This is a genomic window from Streptomyces sp. NBC_00273 (genome assembly GCF_036178145.1).
In the GTDB taxonomy this organism is placed as follows: Bacteria; Actinomycetota; Actinomycetes; order Streptomycetales; family Streptomycetaceae; genus Streptomyces.
The window spans coordinates 2077488-2098316 of the sequence record NZ_CP108067.1 but is presented as its reverse complement, the minus strand read 5'-3'; the positions used below and the strand labels follow the sequence as shown (position 1 = coordinate 2098316).

Annotated in this window: 15 protein-coding genes; 11 read left to right on the top strand and 4 right to left on the bottom strand. The window is 74.7% G+C overall.

Features of this window, described 5'->3' with window-relative positions:
* The first annotated feature begins 5 nt into the window (after positions 1-5).
* From OG386_RS08880 to OG386_RS08840, 9 genes are all read left to right on the top strand, one after another.
* A complete protein-coding gene (locus OG386_RS08880) occupies positions 6-1574 on the top strand; it encodes an argininosuccinate lyase (RefSeq protein ID WP_328787618.1) in 1569 nt (522 codons plus the stop codon).
* Positions 1540-2538: a GHMP family kinase ATP-binding protein gene (locus tag OG386_RS08875; RefSeq protein ID WP_328787617.1), complete on the top strand. Its 999-nt coding sequence runs from the start codon at positions 1540-1542 to the stop codon at positions 2536-2538. Before OG386_RS08880 ends, OG386_RS08875 begins: the two co-directional genes overlap by 35 nt.
* A gap of 2 nt (positions 2539-2540) precedes the next feature.
* Positions 2541-4808 carry a pyridoxal-phosphate dependent enzyme gene (locus tag OG386_RS08870; RefSeq protein WP_328787616.1) on the top strand — a complete coding sequence of 756 codons (2268 nt, stop codon included), beginning with the start codon at positions 2541-2543 and terminating at the stop codon, positions 4806-4808.
* A 74-nt stretch (positions 4809-4882) separates the two neighbouring features.
* Positions 4883-5107 carry an MbtH family protein gene (locus OG386_RS08865; RefSeq protein WP_189741799.1) on the top strand — a complete coding sequence of 75 codons (225 nt, stop codon included), beginning with the start codon at positions 4883-4885 and terminating at the stop codon, positions 5105-5107.
* Positions 5100-6917 carry a condensation domain-containing protein gene (locus OG386_RS08860; RefSeq protein ID WP_328787615.1) on the top strand — a complete coding sequence of 606 codons (1818 nt, stop codon included), beginning with the start codon at positions 5100-5102 and terminating at the stop codon, positions 6915-6917. The genes OG386_RS08865 and OG386_RS08860 overlap by 8 nt, the downstream gene beginning before the upstream one ends.
* The gene (locus OG386_RS08855; protein WP_328787614.1) at positions 6914-10123 is read left to right on the top strand and encodes an amino acid adenylation domain-containing protein; all 3210 of its coding nucleotides are present in this window, start codon (positions 6914-6916) and stop codon (positions 10121-10123) included. The genes OG386_RS08860 and OG386_RS08855 overlap by 4 nt, the downstream gene beginning before the upstream one ends.
* Positions 10124-10142: 19 nt before the next feature.
* Positions 10143-13388: a non-ribosomal peptide synthetase gene (locus tag OG386_RS08850; protein WP_328787613.1), complete on the top strand. Its 3246-nt coding sequence runs from the start codon at positions 10143-10145 to the stop codon at positions 13386-13388.
* 153 nt (positions 13389-13541) lie between these two features.
* Positions 13542-15080 (top strand): amino acid adenylation domain-containing protein, encoded by a 1539-nt coding sequence (locus OG386_RS08845; RefSeq protein ID WP_328787612.1) that lies wholly within the window; start codon positions 13542-13544, stop codon positions 15078-15080.
* Between the two features lie 47 nt (positions 15081-15127).
* Positions 15128-16462, top strand: coding sequence for an MFS transporter (locus OG386_RS08840; RefSeq protein WP_328787611.1), 1335 nt, complete (start codon positions 15128-15130; stop codon positions 16460-16462).
* On the opposite strand, the gene OG386_RS08835 is transcribed toward OG386_RS08840, so the two are convergent.
* Positions 16456-16683, bottom strand: coding sequence for a response regulator transcription factor (locus OG386_RS08835; protein ID WP_030016799.1), 228 nt, complete (start codon positions 16681-16683; stop codon positions 16456-16458). The genes OG386_RS08840 and OG386_RS08835 overlap by 7 nt on opposite strands.
* Before the next feature lie 247 nt (positions 16684-16930).
* On the opposite strand from OG386_RS08835, the gene OG386_RS08830 reads away from it, so the two are divergent.
* The gene (locus OG386_RS08830; protein ID WP_328787610.1) at positions 16931-17965 is read left to right on the top strand and encodes a helix-turn-helix transcriptional regulator; all 1035 of its coding nucleotides are present in this window, start codon (positions 16931-16933) and stop codon (positions 17963-17965) included.
* Positions 17966-18062: 97 nt separating this feature from the next.
* The gene (locus OG386_RS08825; protein ID WP_328787609.1) at positions 18063-18611 is read left to right on the top strand and encodes a hypothetical protein; all 549 of its coding nucleotides are present in this window, start codon (positions 18063-18065) and stop codon (positions 18609-18611) included.
* 86 nt (positions 18612-18697) lie between these two features.
* Here OG386_RS08825 and OG386_RS08820 read toward each other — a convergent pair whose 3' ends face one another.
* From OG386_RS08820 to OG386_RS08810, 3 genes are all read right to left on the bottom strand, one after another.
* On the bottom strand, positions 18698-18940 hold the full coding sequence (locus OG386_RS08820) for a hypothetical protein (protein ID WP_328787608.1): 243 nt from the start codon (positions 18938-18940) through the stop codon (positions 18698-18700).
* 175 nt (positions 18941-19115) lie between these two features.
* On the bottom strand, positions 19116-20474 hold the full coding sequence (locus OG386_RS08815; RefSeq protein WP_328787607.1) for an MFS transporter: 1359 nt from the start codon (positions 20472-20474) through the stop codon (positions 19116-19118).
* Positions 20475-20558: 84 nt separating this feature from the next.
* Positions 20559-20759, bottom strand: a complete 201-nt coding sequence (locus OG386_RS08810) for an MbtH family protein (protein WP_327381990.1) — start codon at positions 20757-20759, stop codon at positions 20559-20561.
* Positions 20760-20829: the final 70 nt, after the last annotated feature.

Below are 20829 nucleotides of genomic sequence, written 5' to 3'. Positions count from 1 at the left end.
ACCACGTGACGAGTGACACCCCGGGGCCCGCCCCAGAGCTGAGCGGCCGGATCAGCGGCGGTCCCGCCGAACTCCTGCACGACGAAGTGCTCGCCCCGCAGTTCGGGTTCGAGTCCCGCCACCTGCTGCGCCACTACGTCGCCATCGAGAAGACCCTGGCCGCCGAGTACGTCCGCATGGACCTGATCACCGCCGAGGAGGCCCACCGGATCGCCGCCCTGCTGGACTCCGTCGGGCCCGACACCCTCAGCGCGCAGCCCGGCGCCAACATGTCGGACATCGCCTTCGCCCTCGAACGGCACGTCGAGGCGGGCCTGCCCGCCCCGGTCGTGCGCTGGCACGCCGACCGCAGCCGCAACGACCTGCAGGCCTGCGCCCAGGTGATGTACGGCCGCGACCAGCTCACCCGCTTCGCCGCAGCCCTCCTCGAACTCGCCGCCGTCGTGCACCGGCTGGCCCAGGAGACCTGCGACCTGCCCATGCCGGGGTACACCCACTTCCAGGCCGCCCAGATCATCACCCCCGGCTTCCACCTCGCCGCGCTCTCCGAGCACCTGCTGCACACCCACGCCCGGCTGCTGAACGCGTACGACGGCATCGACGCCTGCCCGCTGGGCGCCGGCGCCATGGCGGGGCAGGAACTGCCCTGGGACCGCGACCGGATGGCCCGGCTGCTCGGCTTCTCCCGGCCGCAGCCCCACGCCCTGACCGCCGTGGCCTCGCGCCGCTGGAGCGCCGAACTGACCGCGGAACTCAGCCTGCTGGGCACCGCCCTGAGCCGCTTCACCACCGACCTGCTGACCTGGGGCGGCAGCGAGTACGGCTTCATCGAACTGCCCGACGAGCTGTCCGGCATCTCCTCCGCCATGCCGCAGAAGAAGAACTACCCGGTCCTGGAACGCATCCGCGGGCGCACCGCCCACCTGACCGCATTCCACTTCGACGTGCTCCTGGGGCAGCGCAACACCCCCTTCTGCAACCTCGTCGAGGTCTCCAAGGAGGCCGGCACCCACCTGCTGAACGCCTTCGACTCGGCCCACGGCACCGTCCGCCTCCTCACGGAGGTGCTGCGCAGGCTGACCTTCCGCGCCGACCGCATGCGCCAGGTGTGCGAGCGCGAGTTCCTCGGCGGCTTCAGCCTCGCCAACGCCCTCTGCCTCGCCGAAGGGGTGCCCTGGCGCACCGCCCAGGTCGTCGCCGGGAAGTACGTCGTGCTCGCCGCGGCGGCGGGCGCCGCCCCCGCCCCGGGCGAACCCGCCCTGCTGGTCGAGGCGGCCGCCGGACGCGGCATCACCCTCGCCGACCCCGCCCGGCTCCTCGCCGAGGCCTTCGACGTCGACCGGGGCCTGGAGCGCATGGTCTCCGCCGGTTCGGCCCGCCCCGACGCCGTGCGCGCGGTACTGCGCACCCAGCAGGAGACGTACGAACGGCTCGGCGCCGACTGGGAACTGCGCGCCGCCGCGGTCCGCGCGGGCGCCGAGGAAGGCGACCGCGCCCTGTACGGCGCGACCGACGACGAGATCCACCAGGAGGACGGCGATGGCACCCGCGCCCGCGTACAGCACGCCCACTGACGCCGCCGGAGGGAGGACCGCCTCCGTCCTCGGACCGGCTTCCGTCCTCGGACCCGGCTCCGGCAGCGCCTTCGGCACCTTCGGAGAACTGCTCCAGGGCGCCCTGCCCCACCCGCAGGGGGACTTCCTGGTCACCTTCCCCCTCGCCCGCTGGGCCACCGCCCGTTTCCACCCCAGCCCCGGCCGGCGCGAGGTCCAGGTGCGGCCGGCCCACAAGGCCAAGTCCCGTCGTGTCGCCGAGGCCGTCCTGGCCGCCCTCGGCGCGGCGGACGGCGGCCTCCTGGAGGTGGCCGGGGACCTGCCCGAGGGCAAGGGCCTCGCCAGCTCCTCCGCCGACCTCGTCGCCACCGTACGGGCCGTCGGGGCCGCCCACGGGCGCGAGTTCACCCCGGCCGAGACGGAGGACTTCCTGCGCGGCATCGAACCGGCCGACGGGGTCATGTACGACGAGATCGTCGCCTTCCACCACCGGGAGGTGCGCCTCGGTCGCCGCCTCGGCGTGCTGCCCCCGCTCACCGTCGTCGCCCACGACGAGGGCGGCCAGGTGGACACCGTCGCGCACAACCGGGGAGCCCGGGCCATCGACGCCGCCGACCGGGAGGAGTACGCGCTCCTGCTGGACCGGCTCACCGACGCCGTGGCCCGCGGCGACCTCCAGGAGGTCGGCGCCGTCGCGACCCGCAGCGCCGAGATGAACGCCCACCGCCGCCGGCGCGCCGGCTTCGCGCAGCTGCACGCCCTGTGCCGCGAGGTCGACGGCCTGGGCCTGGTGCTCGCCCACAGCGGCACCATGCTCGGCGTCCTCCTGGAGGCGAACGACCCGGCCCTCGCGGGCAAGACCGAGCACATCCGGGCCGGCTGCGCCGCCCTCGGCGGAGAGGTGTCCGTACACCGCTCCCTCGGCGCCGACGACAGCTGGAGCCCGACGGCCGCGCCCGCCCACCCCACCGAGCTGGAGATCTGACCATGCTGTTCGACACCGTGACGGACGCGATCGGCGCGACCCCGCTGGTCCGGCTGCGCCTCGGCGAGGCCCGCGGCGTGGAGGTCTACGCCAAGCTGGAGCTGCAGAACCTCTTCGCCATGAAGGACCGCGTCGCCCGCAACATCCTCCTGGAGGCCCGGCGACTGGGCACCCTGAAGCCCGGCGCCCCCGTCATCGAGAGCTCCTCGGGGACCATGGCCCTCGGCGTGGCCCTCGTCGGCCGCTCCCTGGGCCACGAGGTCCACATCGTCACCGACCCGCGCATCGACCCCGTCACCCTCGCCAAACTCCGCGCCCTGGGCTGCCGGGTGCACGTGGTCGCGGCCATGACCAGCCACGGCTGGCAGAGCGCCCGCCTGGAGCGGCTCGCGGAACTGCTCGACGAACTGCCCGGCGCCTTCTGGCCGCAGCAGTACACCAATCCCGACAACCCCGGCGCCTACCGCACCCTCGCCGGTGAACTCCTGGCGGACCTGGGTCAGTTCGACACCCTCGTCGGGGCCGTCGGCAGCGGCGGCTCCCTATGCGGCACCGCACGGGCGCTGCGCGAGAGCCTCCCCGCCCTGCACGTCGTCGGCGTCGACTGCGTGGGCAGCGCCCTCTTCGGCCAGCCCGACGTACCGCAGCGGCTGCAGAGCGGGCTGGGCAACAGCCTGCTGCCCAAGAACCTGGACCGCACCCTCGTCGACGAGGTGCACTGGCTCAACGACCACGAGGCCTTCGCCGCGACCTGGGACCTCGCCCGCGAGCAGCAGATCTTCGGCGGCAACACCTCGGGCTCCGTCTACCGGGTCCTCACCGGCCTCGCCGACCGCGCCGAGCCCGGGACCAGGATCGTCGGCATCCTGCCCGACCGCGGCGACCGCTACGCCGACACCGTCTACAACGACGAGCACTGGGACGCCCACCGGCTGCGCGAGGTGCCCACCGCCACCGCGCCGGCCGCCCTCGGCCCCGAGGGGACCGCCCATACCTGGTCCACCCTCGCCTACAGCCCGCCCGCCGGGATCCGGCGGCACCTGCTGTTCGTGGAGTCCAACACCACCGGCACCGGCATGCTGGCCCTGGACCGGGCGCGCGAACTGGGCACCGTACCCGTCCTGCTGACCGGCGACCCCGACCGCTACCGGGGACTCGCGGACACCGGCGCCGAGGTGGTGCGCTGCGACACCAACTCCGACGCCGCGCTGCGCGCCGCCGTACAGGAACGCTTCCGCCGCGAGGAGATCGCGGGCGTCACCACCACCAGCGACTTCTACGTACCGGCCGCCGCCCGGATCGCCCAGTGGCTCGGCCTGCCCGGCAACCCGCCCGACGCCGTGGCCGTCTGCCGCGACAAGTCCGCCCTGCGCGAGAGGATGCGGGCCGCTGGCGTCCGCCAGCCCCGGTACGCCCTCGTGCACGAGCCGGCCGGGGCGGCGGAGGCCGTCGCCCGCACCGGACTGCCCTGCGTGGTCAAGCCGGCCGACGACTCGGGCTCCACCAACGTCCTGCTCTGCGCCGACGAGGCGGAGGCCCGCGCCCAGATCGAGAAGATCCTCGCGATCGACACCAACGTCCGGGGCATGCCCACCGCCCGCACCGTCCTCGTCGAGGAGTACCTGGACGCGCCGGAGTACAGCGTCGAGATGTTCAGCGGGGAGGGGCAGGCCGTGTGCGTCGGCATCACCGCCAAGTCCGTGACGGCCACCCCGCACTTCGTCGAGCACCGCCACCTCTTCCCCGCCCCGCTGCCCGCCGCCACCGCCCAGCAGATCACCGAGACGGTGACGGCGGCCCTGGACGCGGCCGGGATCCGCCTGGGAGCCACCCACACCGAGGTCAAACTGACCGCCGAAGGGCCCGCCCTCATCGAGATCAACCCGCGTCCGGCCGGCGGCATGATCCCCGAACTGATCCGACTGGCCACCGGGGTGGACCTCCTCGGGGAACAGCTCCGTGCCGCCCTCGGCCTGCCCCCGCACCTCAAGGCCGAGGGGGCCGGCCACGCCGGGATCCAGTTCGTCCTCGCCGACGCCGACGGCATCCTCACGGCCGCCCACGGCGCCCGGGAGGCAGCCGCCGTCGAAGGGGTCGAGTCGGTGCTGGTCACCGCCGCCCCCGGCACGCCCGTACGCAGGCCCCGCAGCGCCTCCGACCGCCTCGGGCACGTGATCGCCCGCCACCCGGAGCCCGAGGGCGTGCACGCCGCCCTCGACGCGGCACGGGCCCTGCTCCGCCTCGACATCGAGGCCGCGCCCCGTTCCTGATCGACCGTCACTCCTCCTTCCGCGAGGCGGCCGTACGACCGTACGGCCGCACCCGACCCGAAAGGCGAACCGCCATGAGCAACCCCTTCGAGAACGACAACGCCACCTACGTCGTGGTCCGCAACGACGAGCTCCAGCACTCCCTGTGGCCCGCCGCCAACCCCGTCCCGGCCGGCTGGACCGTGGTGCACGGCCCCGACGGCCGCCAGGCCTGCCTGGACCACGTCGAGCGGGTCTGGACCGACATGCGCCCCGCCTCCCTGGTGGCCGCCCTCGCCGGGAACGCGCCCCGTGGCTGAGCCCGTCCACCCCACCGGGCAGCCGGCCGACACCGGCGGCGACACCGACACGGGCGCCGACCCCGTACGGACCCTGCGCACCCTCTTCGCGGAGGTCCTCGGCCGCGCCGAGGTCGACGCGGGCCACAGCTTCACCGGGCTCGGCGGGGACAGCATCCAGGCGATCCAGGTCGTCAGCCGCGCCCGCGCGGCCGGCCTCGTCGTCAGCACCCGCGACGTGCTCCGCGCCGAGAGCGTGAACGCGCTCGCCGCCACCGCCCGCGCCCACGGCCGGGCGGGGGAGGGCACCGGCCCCGCCGTGCCCCCGCGCCGGCTGGGCCCGCTGACCCCCACCCCGATCATGGGCTGGCTCGCCGAACTCGGCGGTCCCGTCGACACGTACAACCAGTCGCTCGTCGTGCGCACCCCGCCGGGCTTCGGAGCGGCCGCCGCCGAACGCACCGTCCAGGCCCTCCTCGACACCCACGAGATGCTCCGCCTGCGGCTGCCCGACGGGATCGGCGCCCGCGGCGCCGAGCCGCTCGTACCGCCCGCGGGCTCCGTCACCGCGGCGGACCTGCTGGAGCACGTGGACGCACGCGGGACGGGCGACGGGGAACTCCCCGCCCTGGCCCGGGAGCGGATGAGCGCGGCCCGTCGGCTGCTCTCGCCCCGTGCGGGCCACGTGCTGCGCGCCGTACTCCTCGACCGGGGGGCCGGACAGCAGGGACGCCTCGCGCTCGTCGTCCACCACCTCGTGGTCGACGGCGTCTCGTGGCGGATCCTCCAGGACGACCTGCGCACCTGCGCGGCGGCGCTCGGCGAGGGCCGCGAGCCCGTCCTGGAACCGGCGCACACCCCGTTCGCGCACTGGGCCGACCTGCTGCGCGCGGAGGCCACCTCCGGCCGCCGGACCGCTGAGGCCGACCGCTGGGCCGCCGCGCTGCGCGAGGCCCCGCAGGCCCTCGCCGGGGTCCGCGCGGCCGGCGGCCTCGACCCCGAGAGCCCGGACAACACCCTCACCCTGACCCTCGGGCCGGACGTGACGGGCCCCCTGCTCACCACCGCGCCCGGACTCGTCAACGGCACCGTCAACGACGTCCTGCTGACCGCCCTGGCCCTCGCCGTCCTCGGCCGGCGCAGCGCCGACGGCGAGGACGGCACGGACGAGGAGGGCGCCGTCCTCGTCGACGTCGAGGGCCACGGCCGGGAGGACGTCACCGACGGCACGGACCTGTCCCGCACCGTCGGCTGGTTCACCACCGTGTTCCCCGTCCGCCTCGCCCTCGGCCGACCCGACCTCGACGAGGCCCGCGCCGGCGGACCCGCGGTCGGCGCCGCCCTGCGCCTGGTCAAGGAGGAACTGCGCGCCGTACCGGACAAGGGCATCGGCTTCGGGCTGTTGCGCCACCTCAACTCCCGTACCGGGCCGGACCTCGCCGCGCGCGGCATCCCCCAGATCGGCTTCAACTACCTCGGCCGGTTCCCGATGGGCGGCGACGCCCCCTGGGACGCCGCGCCCGGGCACGCCTTCGCCCTCGACGACGCCGACGAAGGCCTGCCGATGGCCCACGCCGTGGAGGTCAACGCGGCCGCCCACGAGGGCCCGGACGGCCTCACCCTCAGCGCCACCTGGACCTGGGCGGGCAACGCCTTCCCGGGGAGTTGGGTCCACGACCTCGCGCAGGAGTGGTTCACCATGCTGCGCGCCGTCGTCACCCACGCCGCCCGCCCGGACGCCGGCGGGCTGACCCCCTCCGACGTATCCCTCGCCCAGGTCAGCCAGGCCGACCTCGACACCTTCGAATCCCAGCTCGGAGCCCTGCTGTGATCCCTCTGTCCCACGCCCAGCAGCGGTTGTGGTTCCACGCCCGGGACGGCGCCGACGGCGCGCTCTACCACATCCCCGTCGGGCTGCGGCTGCGCGGCGCCCTCGACCGCCCGGCCCTGCGTGCCGCGCTCGCGGACGTGAGCGGCCGCCACGAGGCCCTGCGCACCGTCTTCCCCGACGCCGCGGGCCGCCCCCACCAGCGGGTCCTGGACCCCGCGGACGCAACCCCGACGCTCACCGTCACCGTCTGCCCGCCCGCGGAACGCGCCCGGCGGGCCGCACAGGCCTCGTCCCGGCCCTTCGACCTCGCCGCCGAACCGCCGCTGCGCGCCGACCTGTTCACCGACGGGGACGAGGAGCACTACCTGCTCCTGGTCCTGCACCACATCGCGGGCGACGGCCACTCCGTGAACGTCCTCGTCCGCGACCTGGCCGCCGCCTACACCGCCCGGTGCTCCGGCCGCCCGCCCGAGTGGCCCGAACTGCCGGTGCAGTACCCGGACTACGCCCTGTGGCAGCGCGAACTCCTCGGCCCGGCCCAGGACCCCGCCTCCCTGCACGCCCGGCTGCTCACCCACTGGGCGGCCGCCCTGGACGGCCTGCCCGAGGAACTGGCCCTGCCCGCCGACCGGCCGCGCCCGGCCGTCGCCGGCCACCGCGGCGCACTGGTGGAGGCACGGACCGACGCCGCCGTCCACGCAGGGCTGGCCGCGCTGGCCCAAGGCGGCCGCGCCACGCCGTTCATGGCCGTCCAGGCGGCCTTCGCGGTCCTGCTCACCCGCCTCGGCGCCGGCACCGACCTGCCGCTCGGCTGCCCCGTCGACGGCCGCGACGACGAAGCCCTCACCGACCTCGTGGGACTCTTCGTCAACACCCTGATCGTGCGCGCCGACACCTCCGGCGACCCCGCCTTCACGGAGGTGCTGGCCCGGGTGCGGTCCGCCGCCCTGGAGACGTACGCCCACCAGGAACTGCCCTTCGAATCGCTGGTCGAACGCCTCAACCCGGCCCGCTCGCCCGCCCGTCACCCGCTCTTCCAGGTCGCCGTCTCCGCCCAGCGCACCGAGCCGCAGGTCCCCGCCTTCGCGGGGCTGGCCGCGCAGGTCGAGGCGGTACGCACCGACACCGCCAAGTTCGACCTCACCCTGGAGGTCGAAGAGCTCCACGACCCGGCCACCGGAGAACCCCGGGGCCTGGCCCTCGGCCTGGAGTACGCGAGCGACCTGTTCGACGGGACGACGGCCCGGCGCCTGCTGGACCGGCTCGTCCACCTCATCGGCGCCGTCGTCCGCGAACCCGGGGTCCCGCTCTCCGCACTCGACGTCCTGCTGCCCGGGGAGCGCGCCGACCTCCTGGAGCACTGGCAGGGCGCGAGCGTCGCCACCGACGCCCGCACCGTCCACGGGGCCTTCGAGGAGCGGGCCGCCGCCCACCCCGACCGCGCCGCAGTGCTCTGCGCCGGCCGGGAGACCACGTACGCCGAACTGGGCGCCCGCGCCGACCGGATCGCCGGGCGGCTGCGCACCCTCGGCGTCCGCCCGGGCGAGGCCGTCGCCGTACTGATGGACCGCTCGGCCGACCTCGTCGCCGCCTGCCTCGGCATCCTCAAGGCGGGCGCCGCCTACCTGCCGCTGGACGCGCGGGCCCCGCGCGCCCGTACCGAGGCCGTGATCACCGCGGCAGCAGCCGCCGTCCTCGTCACCGACCTCCCGGACGGCGAGCCCGTACCGGCGGGTCCGCGCCACGTGCTGCGCCCGGACGCGGCCCCCGCCGACGCGGCCGGGGACGCCGCGCCGGCCGGGCCCCCCGGACATCCCGACGCGCTCGCCTACCTGATGTACACCTCCGGCTCCACGGGCACCCCCAAGGGCGTGGCCGTCGCCCACCGCGAGGTCGTCGCCCTCGCCACCGACGGGCGCTGGCGCGGCGGCGCGCACGAGCGGGTCCTGTTCCGCTCCCCGCACGCCTTCGACGCCTCCACCTACGAGATGTGGGTGCCGCTCCTGAACGGCGGCCTGGTCGTCGTCGCGCCGCCCGGCGAGCTCGACGTCGACGCGCTGGCCCGGCTGATGACCGAGGAGAAGGTCACCGGAACCTTCCTCACCGCCACCCTCTTCAACGTCCTCGCCGACCGCTGCCTGCCCGCACTCGGCACGCTGCACGAGGTGATGACCGGTGGCGAGGCCGCCTCGCCGTCCATGGTCCGCCGGGTCCGCGAGGCCTGCCCCGACACCACCGTCACCAACGCCTACGGCCCCACCGAGACCACCACCTTCGCCGCGACCTTCGCCGTCGGCCCGGGCCAGGAAGCCCCGGGCGGGCAGGTCCCCATCGGCCGGCCGCTCGACGGTACGCAGCTCCACGTCCTGGACGGGCGGCTCGGCCTCGTGGCACCCGGCGTCATCGGCGAGCTCTACATCGCGGGCGCCGGTCTCGCCCAGGGCTACCTCGGCCGGGCGGCGCTGACCGCCGAACGCTTCGTCGCCTGCCCGTACGGCCCCCCGGGCGCCCGCATGTACCGCACCGGCGACCTGGCCCGCTGGAACACCGACGGCCAGGTCGAGTACCTCGGCCGCGCCGACCGGCAGGTCAAGATCCGCGGACTGCGCATCGAACCCGGCGAGATCGAGCACGCCCTGGCCTGCCACCCGGCGGTGGGCCAGGCCGCCGTCACCGTCGTGGACACGGCCGCCGGACCCGCGCTCGCGGGCTACGCGGTCCCCGCCGAGGGAACCCCCGCACCCGACCCGCAGGAACTGCGCGAACACCTGCGCGCCCGGCTCCCCGACTACATGGTGCCCGCCACCCTCACCCTGCTGGACGCCTTCCCCGTGACGGCCAACGGCAAGACCGACCTGACCGCCCTGCCCGCGCCGGACCCGGCCACGGCCGGCACCGCAGGGGCCCACCAGGAACCGCGCACCGACGACGAGCGCGCCCTGTGCGCGATCTGGGAACAGGTCCTCGGCCTGCCGCGGATCGGCGTCCACGACAGCTTCTTCGACCTCGGCGGGCACTCCCTGCTCGCCACCCAACTGCTCGCCGAGGTCACGGCGCGGTTCGGAGCCGCCGTCGGCATCCGCCAGTTCTTCACCGGCCCCACCGTCGCCGAACTGGCCGCCGCCCTGCCCGCCGCCGCGGCCGCCGGCGCCGGCGCCGAGGACCCGCCGATCGTCCGCCGGGCCCGCCGCACCCAGACCGCCTGACCACAGAAGGAACACCACCGTGAACCACCCGCCGTCCACCCCCGCCCCTGCCGCCGCACCCGCCGCACCCGCCGCGCGCTCCCTGGTCGAGGACGTCCTGCCGCTCTCCCCGCTCCAGGACGGCATCCTCTTCCACGCCCTCTTCGACGAGGACGAACGCGACGTCTACGTCGCCCAGCTGCTCCTCGACCTCGACGGCCCCCTCGACGCGGACCGGCTGCGCGCCGCCGCCGACACCGCCTTGGCACGGCACGCCAACCTGCGCGCCGGATTCCTGCGCCGCGCCACGGGCGAGCCCGCCCAGGTCGTCCAGCGCGGCGTGCGGGCTCCCTGGCAGGAGATGGACCTGTCCGGGCTCGGCACGGTCGAGCGCGCCGCCGCCGTCGACACCCTCCTCGCCGAGGACCGGGCCACCCGCTTCGACCTCGCCCGGCCGCCGCTGCTGCGCTTCACCCTCATCCGCACCGGCCCGCTGTCCCACCGGCTGCTGCTGACCTACCACCACATCCTGATGGACGGCTGGTCCTGGCCGGTCCTGGTGCGCGAACTCCTCGCCCTGCACCACGCCGACGACGCGCCCCTGGGCCCGGTCACCCCGTACTCCGCCTTCCTGGGCCGGCTCCACACCCGCGATACGGCCGCCGCCCAGGACGCCTGGACCCGCGCCCTGGACGGCTTGGCGGGCGGAACCCGCACCGCGCCCGTGTCCCCGCCGCCCGGCTCGGTCCTGCCCGACCGCGTGGAGACGTACCTCCCGGAGTCCCTGACCGAGCGGCTCGGCGCGCTCGCGCGCGGCCACCGCATCACCTCGGGAACCCTGCTCCAGGGCGCGTGGGCGCTCCTGCTCGGCCGGCAGATCCGCTCCGAGGACGTGGTCTTCGGCGCCATCGTCAGCGGCCGCGACCCCGAACTGCCCGGCGTCGCCGACATCGTGGGCCTGTGCATCAACACCGTGCCGGTCCGCGTGCGGATCGACCCCGCGGAGTCCCTCGTCGCGCTGTTCGAACGGCTCCAGGACGAGCAGGCGCGGCTGATCGACCACCACCACCTGGGCCTGGTCGAGATCCAGCGGCTCGCCGGAGCGGGGGAGCTCTTCGACTCCTGCGTCGCCTTCCAGAACTACCCGGTCGACGAGGCCGGCCTCGCCGCCCTCGGCGCCGGCGGGCTCCGCGTCACCGCAGTGGACCCGTACGACGCCGCCCACTACCCGCTCTCGCTGACCGCCATCCCCGGCGACCGGCTGCGCCTGCAGATCGACTACCGGCCGGACGTCTTCGAACGGGACACCGCCCAGGCCCTGCTGGAACGGCTCGCCCGGCTCCTGGAAGCCGTCGCCGAGGACCCGTCGTGCCCGGTGGGCACCGTGGACCTGCTCTCGCCCGCCGAACGCCACCGCGTCCTGGTCGAATGGAACGACACCGCGCGCGACGAGCAGTACGCGGAGGCCGTCGAACGCGTACGGCAGCAGGCCGAGCGCCGCCCCGACGCCGTCGCCACCACCGACGAGGCCGGCCGCGAGCTGAGCTACGCGGCCCTCGTCGCCCGCGCCGACGCCCTCGCCCTGGCCCTCCTCGCCGACGGCGTGCGCCCCGGCGACCTGGTCGCCGTGCTGAGCGAGCCCACCACCCGGGTCCCCGTCGCGATGCTCGGCATCCTGGGCTCCGGAGCGGCCTACGTCCCCCTCGACCCCGAGGGCCCCGTCACCCGTACCGCCGACCTCCTCGCGAGCGGCGGGATCGCCCGCCTGCTGGCCGCCCCCGAACAGCGGGCCCGCGCCGAGGAGATCGCCGCAGCCGTCCCCGGCGGCCTGCCCGTCCTGGTCATCGACGACGCGGCGGCCGCCGCCCCGGGCGAGCGGCCGGCGCCGGCCGGCGGACCCGACGCCCTCGCCTACGTCTGCTTCACCTCCGGCTCCACCGGCAAGCCCAAGGGCGCCATGGTCCACCGCCGGGGCATGAACAACCACCTCCTGGCCAAGGTCGAGGACCTCGACCTCGGCGACGGCGACCGCGTGGTGATGAACGCCCCGCTCACCTTCGACATCTCCGTGTGGCAGATGCTCGCCCCGCTGATCACCGGCGGACAGGTCCACCTGGTCACCCGGGACACCGCCCGCGACCCGGCCGCCCTCTTCGACGACGCCGCCCGCCGCGGGACCACCGTCCTGGAGACCGTGCCCTCCTTCGTCCGCGCCGCCGTCGACCTGTGGGACACCGGCGTGCTGCCGCCGGCCCTGCCCGAGCTGCGCTGGTTCATCGTCAACGGCGAGGTGCTGCCGCCCGAACTGTGCACCCGTTGGTACGCGCGCCACCCGAAGGCCGCGATCGTCAACGCCTACGGCCTCACCGAGTGCTCCGACGACAACACCCACGCCTTCATCGGCCCCGACGTGCACGCCCAGCTGGAGCACGGCCGGCTGCCCGTCGGCCGCCCGCTGCGCAACAACACCCTCTACCTGCTGGACGCCGCGCTCGCCCCCGTACCGCCCGGCGTCCCCGGCGAACTCTTCATCGGCGGCACCGGCGTGGGCCCCGGATACCTGCGCGACCCGCGCCGCTCCAGCGAGCGCTACGTCCCCGACCCGTTCTCCGCCGTGCCCGGCAGCCGCATGTACCGCACCGGCGACCTCGCCCGGATGCGGGCCGACGGCCAGCTCGACTTCCTCGGCCGCCAGGACCACCAGGTCAAGGTCCGCGGCAACCGCATCGAACTGGGCGAGGTGGAGACCGCGCTGCGCGCCGTACCGGGCGTCGGCGAGGCCGTCGTCGCCGTCGACCGGGACCACGCGGGCCAGCAACGGCTCATCTGCTACTTCACCGGCACCCCCACCGCCGAGGAGGTCCGCACCGAACTGGGCCGGAACCTGCCCAACTACATGGTCCCGTCGCTGTTCCTGCACCTGCCGCAGTTCCCGCTCACCGTCAACGGCAAGCTGGACCGCAAGGCGCTCCCCGACCCGGCCACCGTGCACCGCCCGGCCGGCCGGCTGCCCGTCACGCCCGCCGAAAGGACGGTCTGCGAGATCTTCGCGTCCGTCCTCGGCCTCCAGGAGGCGGGCATGGACGACGACTTCTTCGCCCACGGCGGCCACTCGCTCCTCGCCACCCGCCTCGCCGGTCGCATCGGCACCGAGCTGGGCGTACGACTGGGCATCCGCGACCTCTTCGAGACGCCCACCCCGGCGGGCATCGCCGCCCGCCTGGCCGAAGCCGCCACCGCGCCCGCCCGCCCCGCCCTGCGCCCCCGCTCCCGCGACCAGCACTGACCGGGCGCGACCGCGCGTCCAGGCGTACGAACCCGCCTGGACGCGCCCGGACGCGCGCGAAGGCGCCCGAACGCGCCGCGAATGCCGCGAACACCCCGGACGCCCCGCGCCCCCGCGATGAGCCCGCCCGCACCCCCAGGAGACACCACCACCATGAGCCCCACCGAGACCACCCCCGTGCCCCTGCGCATCGCGCACCGGGCCGGGCTCACGCCCGAGGCCACCGCGGTCCGCGCACCCGAAGGGGAGCTGACGTACCGCCAGTTCGACCGGCGGGCCCGCGCGGTGGCCGAGGAACTGCGCGCCGCCGGCGCCGGGCCGGAGGACACCGTGCTCCTGGGGGTGCGCCGCGGCGTCCACTGGGCGGTGGGGCTGCTGGGGATCTGGTACGCGGGCGCGGCCCCCCTCCTGGTGGACCTCGACGCCCCCGACGAGCGGCTGCGCACCCTGCTGGAGGCCGCCGGCACCCGGCACGCCGTCGCCCCGGACACGTACGCGGCCGCGATGCTGCAACGCCGCACCGGGCGCGAGCTGTTCTGGGCCTCCACCACGACCGCGGCCCCCGTGTCGCAGGCCCGGCCCGCCGACGTCGCCCCCGGCTCCCTCGCCTACGTCCTCTTCACCTCCGGCTCCACCGGGCAGCCCAAGCCCGTGGCGGTCGGCCACGCCGGACTCGCCGCACAGGTCGCCACCCTGGCCGGACGCTACGGGCTGACCGCCGAGGACGCGGTCCTGCAGTTCGCGGCCCCCGCCTTCGACGTCAGCCTGGAGGAGGCCCTGCCCACCTGGTGCACGGGCGGCACGGCCGTCTTCGTCAAGGACAACGTCCTCTCGCCCGCGGAACTGGAGCCGTTCCTCGACGAGGAGCGGATCAGCGTCGTCAACCTGCCCACCCCGTACTGGTCGCAGTGGGCCAAGGACCTGGAGCGCGCACCGCGGCCGCTGCCGTCCGCACTGCGCCGCGTGGTGATCGGCAGCGACGCGGGCCGCACCGCGGACCTGACGCGCTGGACGACCGCCGGCCATCCCCCGGTGATCAGCTGCTACGGCCTCACCGAGTCCACGATCACCGCCACCTCCTACGAGCCGGGACCGGCCGAACTGGCCGGCTTCGCGGGCGACGAGCTGATCCCGCTCGGCGAACCGCTGGCGGGGGTACGCGCCTACGTCCTCGACGAGGAGTTGCGCGAGGCACCCCCCGGCGCCGCGGGCGAGCTGTACCTGGCGGGTTCCTGCCTGGCGCGCGGCTACCACGGCCGGCCGGGGCTGACCTCCGAGCGGTTCGTCGCGGACCCGTTCGCCGACGCCCCGGGCGCGCGCATGTACCGCACGGGCGACCGCGTCACCCGTGCGCCCGGCGGCCCGCTCGTCTTCCTCGGGCGCGCCGACGACCAGGTCAAGATCCGCGGCCACCGGGTCGAACTCAAGGAGGTGGAGGCGGCCGTGGCCGCCCACCCCGACGTCGTCGACGTGGTCGCCCGCGCCGTCCCGGCGGCCGACGGCCCGCAGCTGGCCGCCTGGGCCGCCGTCGCCCCCGGCAGTCCCCTCACCCCGGACGGCCTGCGCCGTCACCTTCTGGCCAAGGTGCCCGGGTACCTCGTACCGGCCGTGGTGACACTGATGGACGGGCTGCCGCGGACTCCGGGCGGCAAGCTCGACCCCAGGGCGCTCCCCGCGCCGGACCCCCGATGAACCAGCAGCCCGCGGACCCGGTCCGCGACCAGACAAGGAACGCACCCGTGTCCGTCACCACCGACGAGTCCGCCGAGCCCACCGGGTCCACCGAGGCCGTCCAGGCCGTCCAGGCCGTGCAGCGCCGCCGGCGCAGGGACTTCCGGCTCTTCATGTCCTCGCACATCTGCAACGAGCTGGGCGGCAGCATCACGTACGTGGCCCTGCCGTTGATGGCGGTGCTCACCCTCGACGCCTCGGCGTGGCAGGCCGGTCTGCTGTCCGCCGCGGAACACGCGGCGTTCCTGCTGCTGGGACTGCCCGCCGGGGCCTGGGTGGACCGGATGCGCAAGCGCCGCGTGATGATGGCCGCCGACCTGGCGCGCGCCGTCCTGCTGACGGCGCTGCCGGTGGCCTACCTGCTGGACCTGCACTCGATGCCGCTGCTGTACGCAGTCGCCCTGCTGCTCGGCTGCGCCCGGCTGTTCGGTGACGTCGCCGATCAGAGCTACTTGCCGACCCTCATCGGCAAGGACACCCTGATCGCGGGGAACTCGAAGCTGGAGACCGTGCGTTCGGGAGCCGAGTTCGCAGGACCCGGCGTCGCCGGCTTCCTGGTGCAACTGCTGGGCGCGGCCGGAACGCTGGCCGGGCAGGCGGTCACCTCACTGGTGTCCGTGGTCCTGCTGGGGCGGATCGGGGCCCGGGAGGAGAAGCCGGAGCCCGCCCCGCGCCGGCACCTGCTGCGCGACATCCGGGAGGGGCTGGGCTACGTCCTGAGCCACCGGATCCTGCGGCTCATCGCCCTGAACACGGCTGCCGTGAACCTGTTCCTCAGCGCGGTGATGGCCATCGAGGTGCTCTTCCTGACCCGCACCGTGGGGCTGCCGCCCGCGGCCCTCGGCTGGGTGCTGACGACCGCCACGATCGGCTCGGTGCTCGCGGCCACCGCCGCGGACCGGGTGACCCGGGCCGTCGGTGCGGCCCGGCTCACGTGGCTGTCCCTGTTGGTGACCATGCCCTTCGGGCTGCTGCTTCCGCTCGCCGACAACGATTGGCGGATCGGCCTGTTCGTGCTCGGGTCGCTCGTCCAGTCGGCCGGCGTCACCCTGTACAACATCTGCCAGGTCACCTACCGACAGACGGTCTGCCCGCCGCACCTGCTCGGCCGGATGACGGCCACCATGCGCTTCCTGGTGTGGGGCGTACTGCCCCTGAGCGGTCTGCTGGCGGGGCTCCTCGGCGAACTGCTGGGCGTGCGCAACGCGCTGTGGCTGTGCGCCGCCGCCCTGTCGGCGGCACCGCTGGTCCTGCTCTGCTCCCCGCTGCGGCGGATGCGCGAGTTCGAGGACGATGCCCCGGAGGTCGGGGCCGGTGCCGCGGCCGCGCGGCCGGCTCAGTAGCCCAGCCGGAACGCGATGTGGGTGAGCTGGGTCCGGTTCACCGCGCCGGTCTTGCTGCGCAGCCGGCGCAGGTAGGTGTCGACCGTGTGCGGGCTCAGCCCCATCCGGCAGGCGATCATCCGGTAGGTGTCCCCCTGCGCGAGGTAGGCGAGCACCTCCTGCTCGCGGGGGGTCAGGGCGGGCAGCTCCGGTGCGCGGGCGGTGAGCGTGGTGTGCAGCATGTGGGGCTCCGGATTCCGGGTCGAAGGTGAAGGGGGAGCAGCGGGGGTTCGGCGCCCCTGGTGACGGTGCGATCACGCTGGGTGTGATCGCACCGTTTCGGACGTCCGGGGCCTGAAGTGGCCGGACACCCGCTGCTGTTCGTCGGGTACAGCCTTTCGCCCTGCATATCCTGGCGCCAGGGGGCGGGCACCTCACCAAAGTGCCTGGCAGTAAAGCGACCAGGGGCAAAAAAGGCAAAGTGGGGCAATGCAAACATCTGACGTGGCGCCGGATCCGAACAGCGCTGATGTTGACATCGATGTCTACGGATGGGTGCTCGAACACCGCACGGTGGACGTGGACGCGGTGGCCGCCGGTACGGGGCGGGACGCGGACGAGGTCCGGCGCAGCGTGGCGCGCCTGCGCGCCGCACGCCTGCTGCACGTGAGCCCGATCGACCCGGCGGTGGCCTTCGCGGTGGCCCCCGACACGGCCGCCGAGCAGCTCGTCGCGCCCCTGGAGGCGCAGATCCGCGAGCAGCAGCGGGAGATCAGCGGGATCCGCGAGGACCTGGGGCGCTTCCTGCCGCACTATCTGGGCCGCCGCTCCACGGGGGAGTCGCTGGAGGTCCTGGAGAGCCTGGAGGACGTGCGCGGGGCACTCAACCGGGCCTCGCTCAACTGCACGACCGAGATGCTCAGCTCGCAGCCCGGGGGCGGCGGCAGGGTGCCGGAGGCCATGCAGGAGGCGCTGCGGCGGGACGAGACGATGCTCCAGCGGGGGATCTCGATCCGGACCCTCTACCACCACACGGCCCGCTTCAACGGGCCGAGCCAGGCCTACGTCGCCGCCACCTCCGTGCTGGGGGCGCAGTACCGCACCGCGCACGAACTCTTCGGCCGCCTCATCGCCTTCGACCGGGAACTGGCCTTCATACCCGTCTCGGACGGCAGTTGGGGCGCCGTGGTCATACGCGAGCCCTCGACCGTCGCTTACCTGTGCAACATCTTCGACCAGACCTGGGACCTGGCCTCGCCGTTCTCGGCCGCGGCGGGCCAGGGGCTCGAAGAGGTGGCCCGCGAGATCCACGAGACGATCATCCGGCTGCTCGCGGCCGGCCTGAAGGACGAGGCCATCGCGCGGCGCCTGGGCATGTCGTTGCGCACGGCCCGGCGCCACATCGCCGACATCATGCAGGAGCTGGGTGCGGGCAGCCGCTTCCAGGCCGGTGTGGCCGCCGCCGCGCGCGGTCTGCTGGACCCGGATGCGGAGGCGGACGGCGAGCCGGTACAGCCCTCCTGACCTGGTGTCACGCGTTTTCGTGTCTGTCGCGGTCAGCGGGCGTGTCGCATGCTGCTGAGATGGGAGCTGTGGAGCCGCCGAACAAGAGGGGCACGTAATGGACATGCCGGATGAAGCCTGCGAACGGGAAGCCCCGCACCTGCGGGAGATCGTCCTGTTCCTCTCGGTCCACCTGGATCGGGCGCCGGGTGTGCTGTGGCCCGAGTACGACAACCCGGCGTTCGGCGACGCCGATGACGCAGATGAAGCCGACGACGCCCATGGCGTCGTCGGCGCCGGGGCGGGTCCTGCGGGTGGCGGTGTGTGCCCGGCGCAGGTGGACCGGTTCACCGCCGAACTGGCCTCCCTGACCGGCCTGTCCGTCCGGCTGGACCGGGTGGAGACGGCCGGGTCCGCCCCGGGCGTCGGTGTGGACGCCGTCTGGACCGGGCAGCCCGGGGACCGGGAACACCTGCTGATCCACCAGATCGCCGGCGCCGTGACCTGGCAGCTGACCGGGACCGGCGAGAACGGCCGGCCGGAGTCCTTCCAGTGCCGGCTGCTGCCCGGCGAGCTGCTGTACGTACCGGCCCGGTGGTCGCGCAGGTGCGTCGGCGCACCGCAGGCGCAGTACGCCGTCATCTCCCTCAACGGTGCGGGTGACTGACGGCTCGGTGCACGAAAGGGGGGAGGGAGGATCGCGGTGCGATCCTCCCTCCCCCCTTTGCGTCCGGCCCTCACGGGCCGGTGCGATCAGCCGCCCCAGGAGCTGTCGTTGATGTCGCGCAGTCGGCCGTTCGTCGTGGTGCCGACCGTCACCACCCGGCCGCTGGGCGTCACGATCTGACGCGGCGTCTGGGTGGTGGTGTCCTCGCCGCCGGTGGTGGTCGTCACGGTGGTCGCGTCCGTGGTGCCGTCGGCGGCCTGAGCGGCGCCGGCGGGCAGCAGCAGCGCGGCCGCGGTCACGGACAGGGCGATGACGTAACGCTTGAGCATGGGATCCCCAGGAGTGCGAGCGGTCTGGTCTCGGCGCGAACCACTTCGTGGGCCGTCCGCGCCGGTCGGTGCAGGACCAACCTTGCCGTGCCCCGGGCGCTTCGGTGATCGATCAGACTGTTCATCAAGCTGCCTGGCGCGATGGTGAGGGGTCGCAAATCCCCTCATAACTTACCTATTCGGTCAGGATTCCTGCTCCTACGGCGGTCGGAGGGCCCAGCTCGCGCCCGACCGGCGCCTCCGCGGGCTCCGCGGGCTCCGCGGGCTCCGCGGGCTCCGCCGGGTCCCGGGCGTCGAGCTCCCGCCAGACCGGGAAGACCAGCGGCGCGAGCGTGACCGCGAGGTACAGCGCCCCCGTGCCCAGCAGCGCCGCCACCAGACCCCAGGCGTCGAGGGCCAGCCCCGCGCCGAGCATCCCCAGCGGGGTAGCCGCCAGCGCGGCGGCCACCAGCAGACCGAACACCCGCCCCCGGACCTCCTCGGGCACCCGCTCGTAGGCGACCGACATCATCAGCGGACCCACGACCCCCGACCCGATGCCGGACAGGGCCAGAACCGTCAGCAGCACCGCCGTCCGGGGCTCGACGGCCAGTGCGGCGCACCGCACCGCCCCGACGAGGACGAAGGCCCCGACGAAGACGGCCCGCCGTGGCATCCGGTGGCCGGCCCAGCCGTACAGGGCCGCCCCGAGCAGCGCGCCGGCCCCCATGGCGGTCACCATCGCCCCGAACAGGGCGCTGCTGCGCAGCACCTGGGTCCCGTACGCCGGATAGAGCACGCCGTTCAGCGCCCCGTCCAGGGCGTTGGTCAGCATCAGGACCCCCACCATCGCCCCCAGGAGCCGGTCCCGGCGCAACTGCCCGAGCCCGAAACGCAGTTCCTGGGCGTAGGAACCGCGCGACGGTACGCCGTCGGCCGGGCGGGGGCGGGCCGACGCCGGCACCAGGGCCGCCACGAGGAGGGCGACCAGCACCATCGCCGCCACGTCCGCGTACAAGGTGCGCACGGGGCCGACCGTCGCGATGAGCAGACCGGCCAGCGGCGCCCCCGCCATCATGCCGATCCGGCGGGCCCCCTCGACGGCTCCCGTGGCCCGCTCCGCCGTGACCCCCGCGCGTGCCATCGCCCCGGGCAGGAGCAACTGCTTGGAGGTGTCGGACGGTCCGCGCGCGGCCCCCACCAGGAAGACCAGGACGATCAGGACGGGCAGGGGCAGGGCGCCCCAGGCGTGCAGGAGCGGAATCAGGCTGATCGCGGCGGCCGTCAACAGGTCCGCTGCGATGCTCGTCGCGCGCACGGGCAGCCGGTCGACCACCGGACCCGCGAGCACGGCGGAACAGAGCAGGCCCAGCACCTCGGCGGTGGCGACGAGCCCCGTCCGGGTGCCGCTGCCGGTGCTGTGCAGGACGAACCAGGGCACGGCGACCAGGGTCGCCGCCATGCCGAGCGAGGAGATCCCGGAGGCGGCCACCAGGGCGGCCAGCGGGGTGCGGCGGCGCGGTGACGCGGAGCCGCCGGGGTACGAGCTGGTCATACGGGGTTCCTTCCGGCACCGCCGCGCCGCCCGGCAGCCCGCGGTGGGGTCTGCCGGGCGGCGTGGTGCCCGGGGATCGTCGGGTCAGCCGGCCATGCTCACGCGGAGGCTGAGCGGGCGCATGTCGGTCCACACCCGCTCGACGTGCGCGAGGCACTCCTCCTTGGTGCCGCGCACGCCCTGGTCGTACCAGCCGAGCGGAACGGGCCGGCCGGCCTCCCAGAGGGAGTACTGCTCCTCGTCGTTGGCGACGACCAGGTACTGCTGCGGGGACGAGTCGTTCACGGTGCTCTCCTCGAGGGATCAGGAATGCGGAAGGGCTTCGGGGTACGGCGCTTCAGGAAGGTCAGGAAGG

Bases quoted from the DNA above. Each gene is read 5' to 3' on its own strand.
- OG386_RS08835 (WP_030016799.1), bottom strand. From the start codon at position 16,683: ATGCTGCACACCACGCTCACCGCCCGCGCACCGGAGCTGCCCGCCCTG.
- OG386_RS08845 (WP_328787612.1), top strand. From the start codon at position 13,542: ATGAGCCCCACCGAGACCACCCCCGTGCCCCTGCGCATCGCGCACCGG.
- OG386_RS08825 (WP_328787609.1), top strand. From the start codon at position 18,063: ATGGACATGCCGGATGAAGCCTGCGAACGGGAAGCCCCGCACCTGCGG.
- OG386_RS08815 (WP_328787607.1), bottom strand. From the start codon at position 20,474: ATGACCAGCTCGTACCCCGGCGGCTCCGCGTCACCGCGCCGCCGCACC.
- OG386_RS08875 (WP_328787617.1), top strand. From the start codon at position 1,540: ATGGCACCCGCGCCCGCGTACAGCACGCCCACTGACGCCGCCGGAGGG.
- OG386_RS08820 (WP_328787608.1), bottom strand. From the start codon at position 18,940: ATGCTCAAGCGTTACGTCATCGCCCTGTCCGTGACCGCGGCCGCGCTG.
- OG386_RS08870 (WP_328787616.1), top strand. From the start codon at position 2,541: ATGCTGTTCGACACCGTGACGGACGCGATCGGCGCGACCCCGCTGGTC.
- OG386_RS08865 (WP_189741799.1), top strand. From the start codon at position 4,883: ATGAGCAACCCCTTCGAGAACGACAACGCCACCTACGTCGTGGTCCGC.
- OG386_RS08830 (WP_328787610.1), top strand. From the start codon at position 16,931: ATGCAAACATCTGACGTGGCGCCGGATCCGAACAGCGCTGATGTTGAC.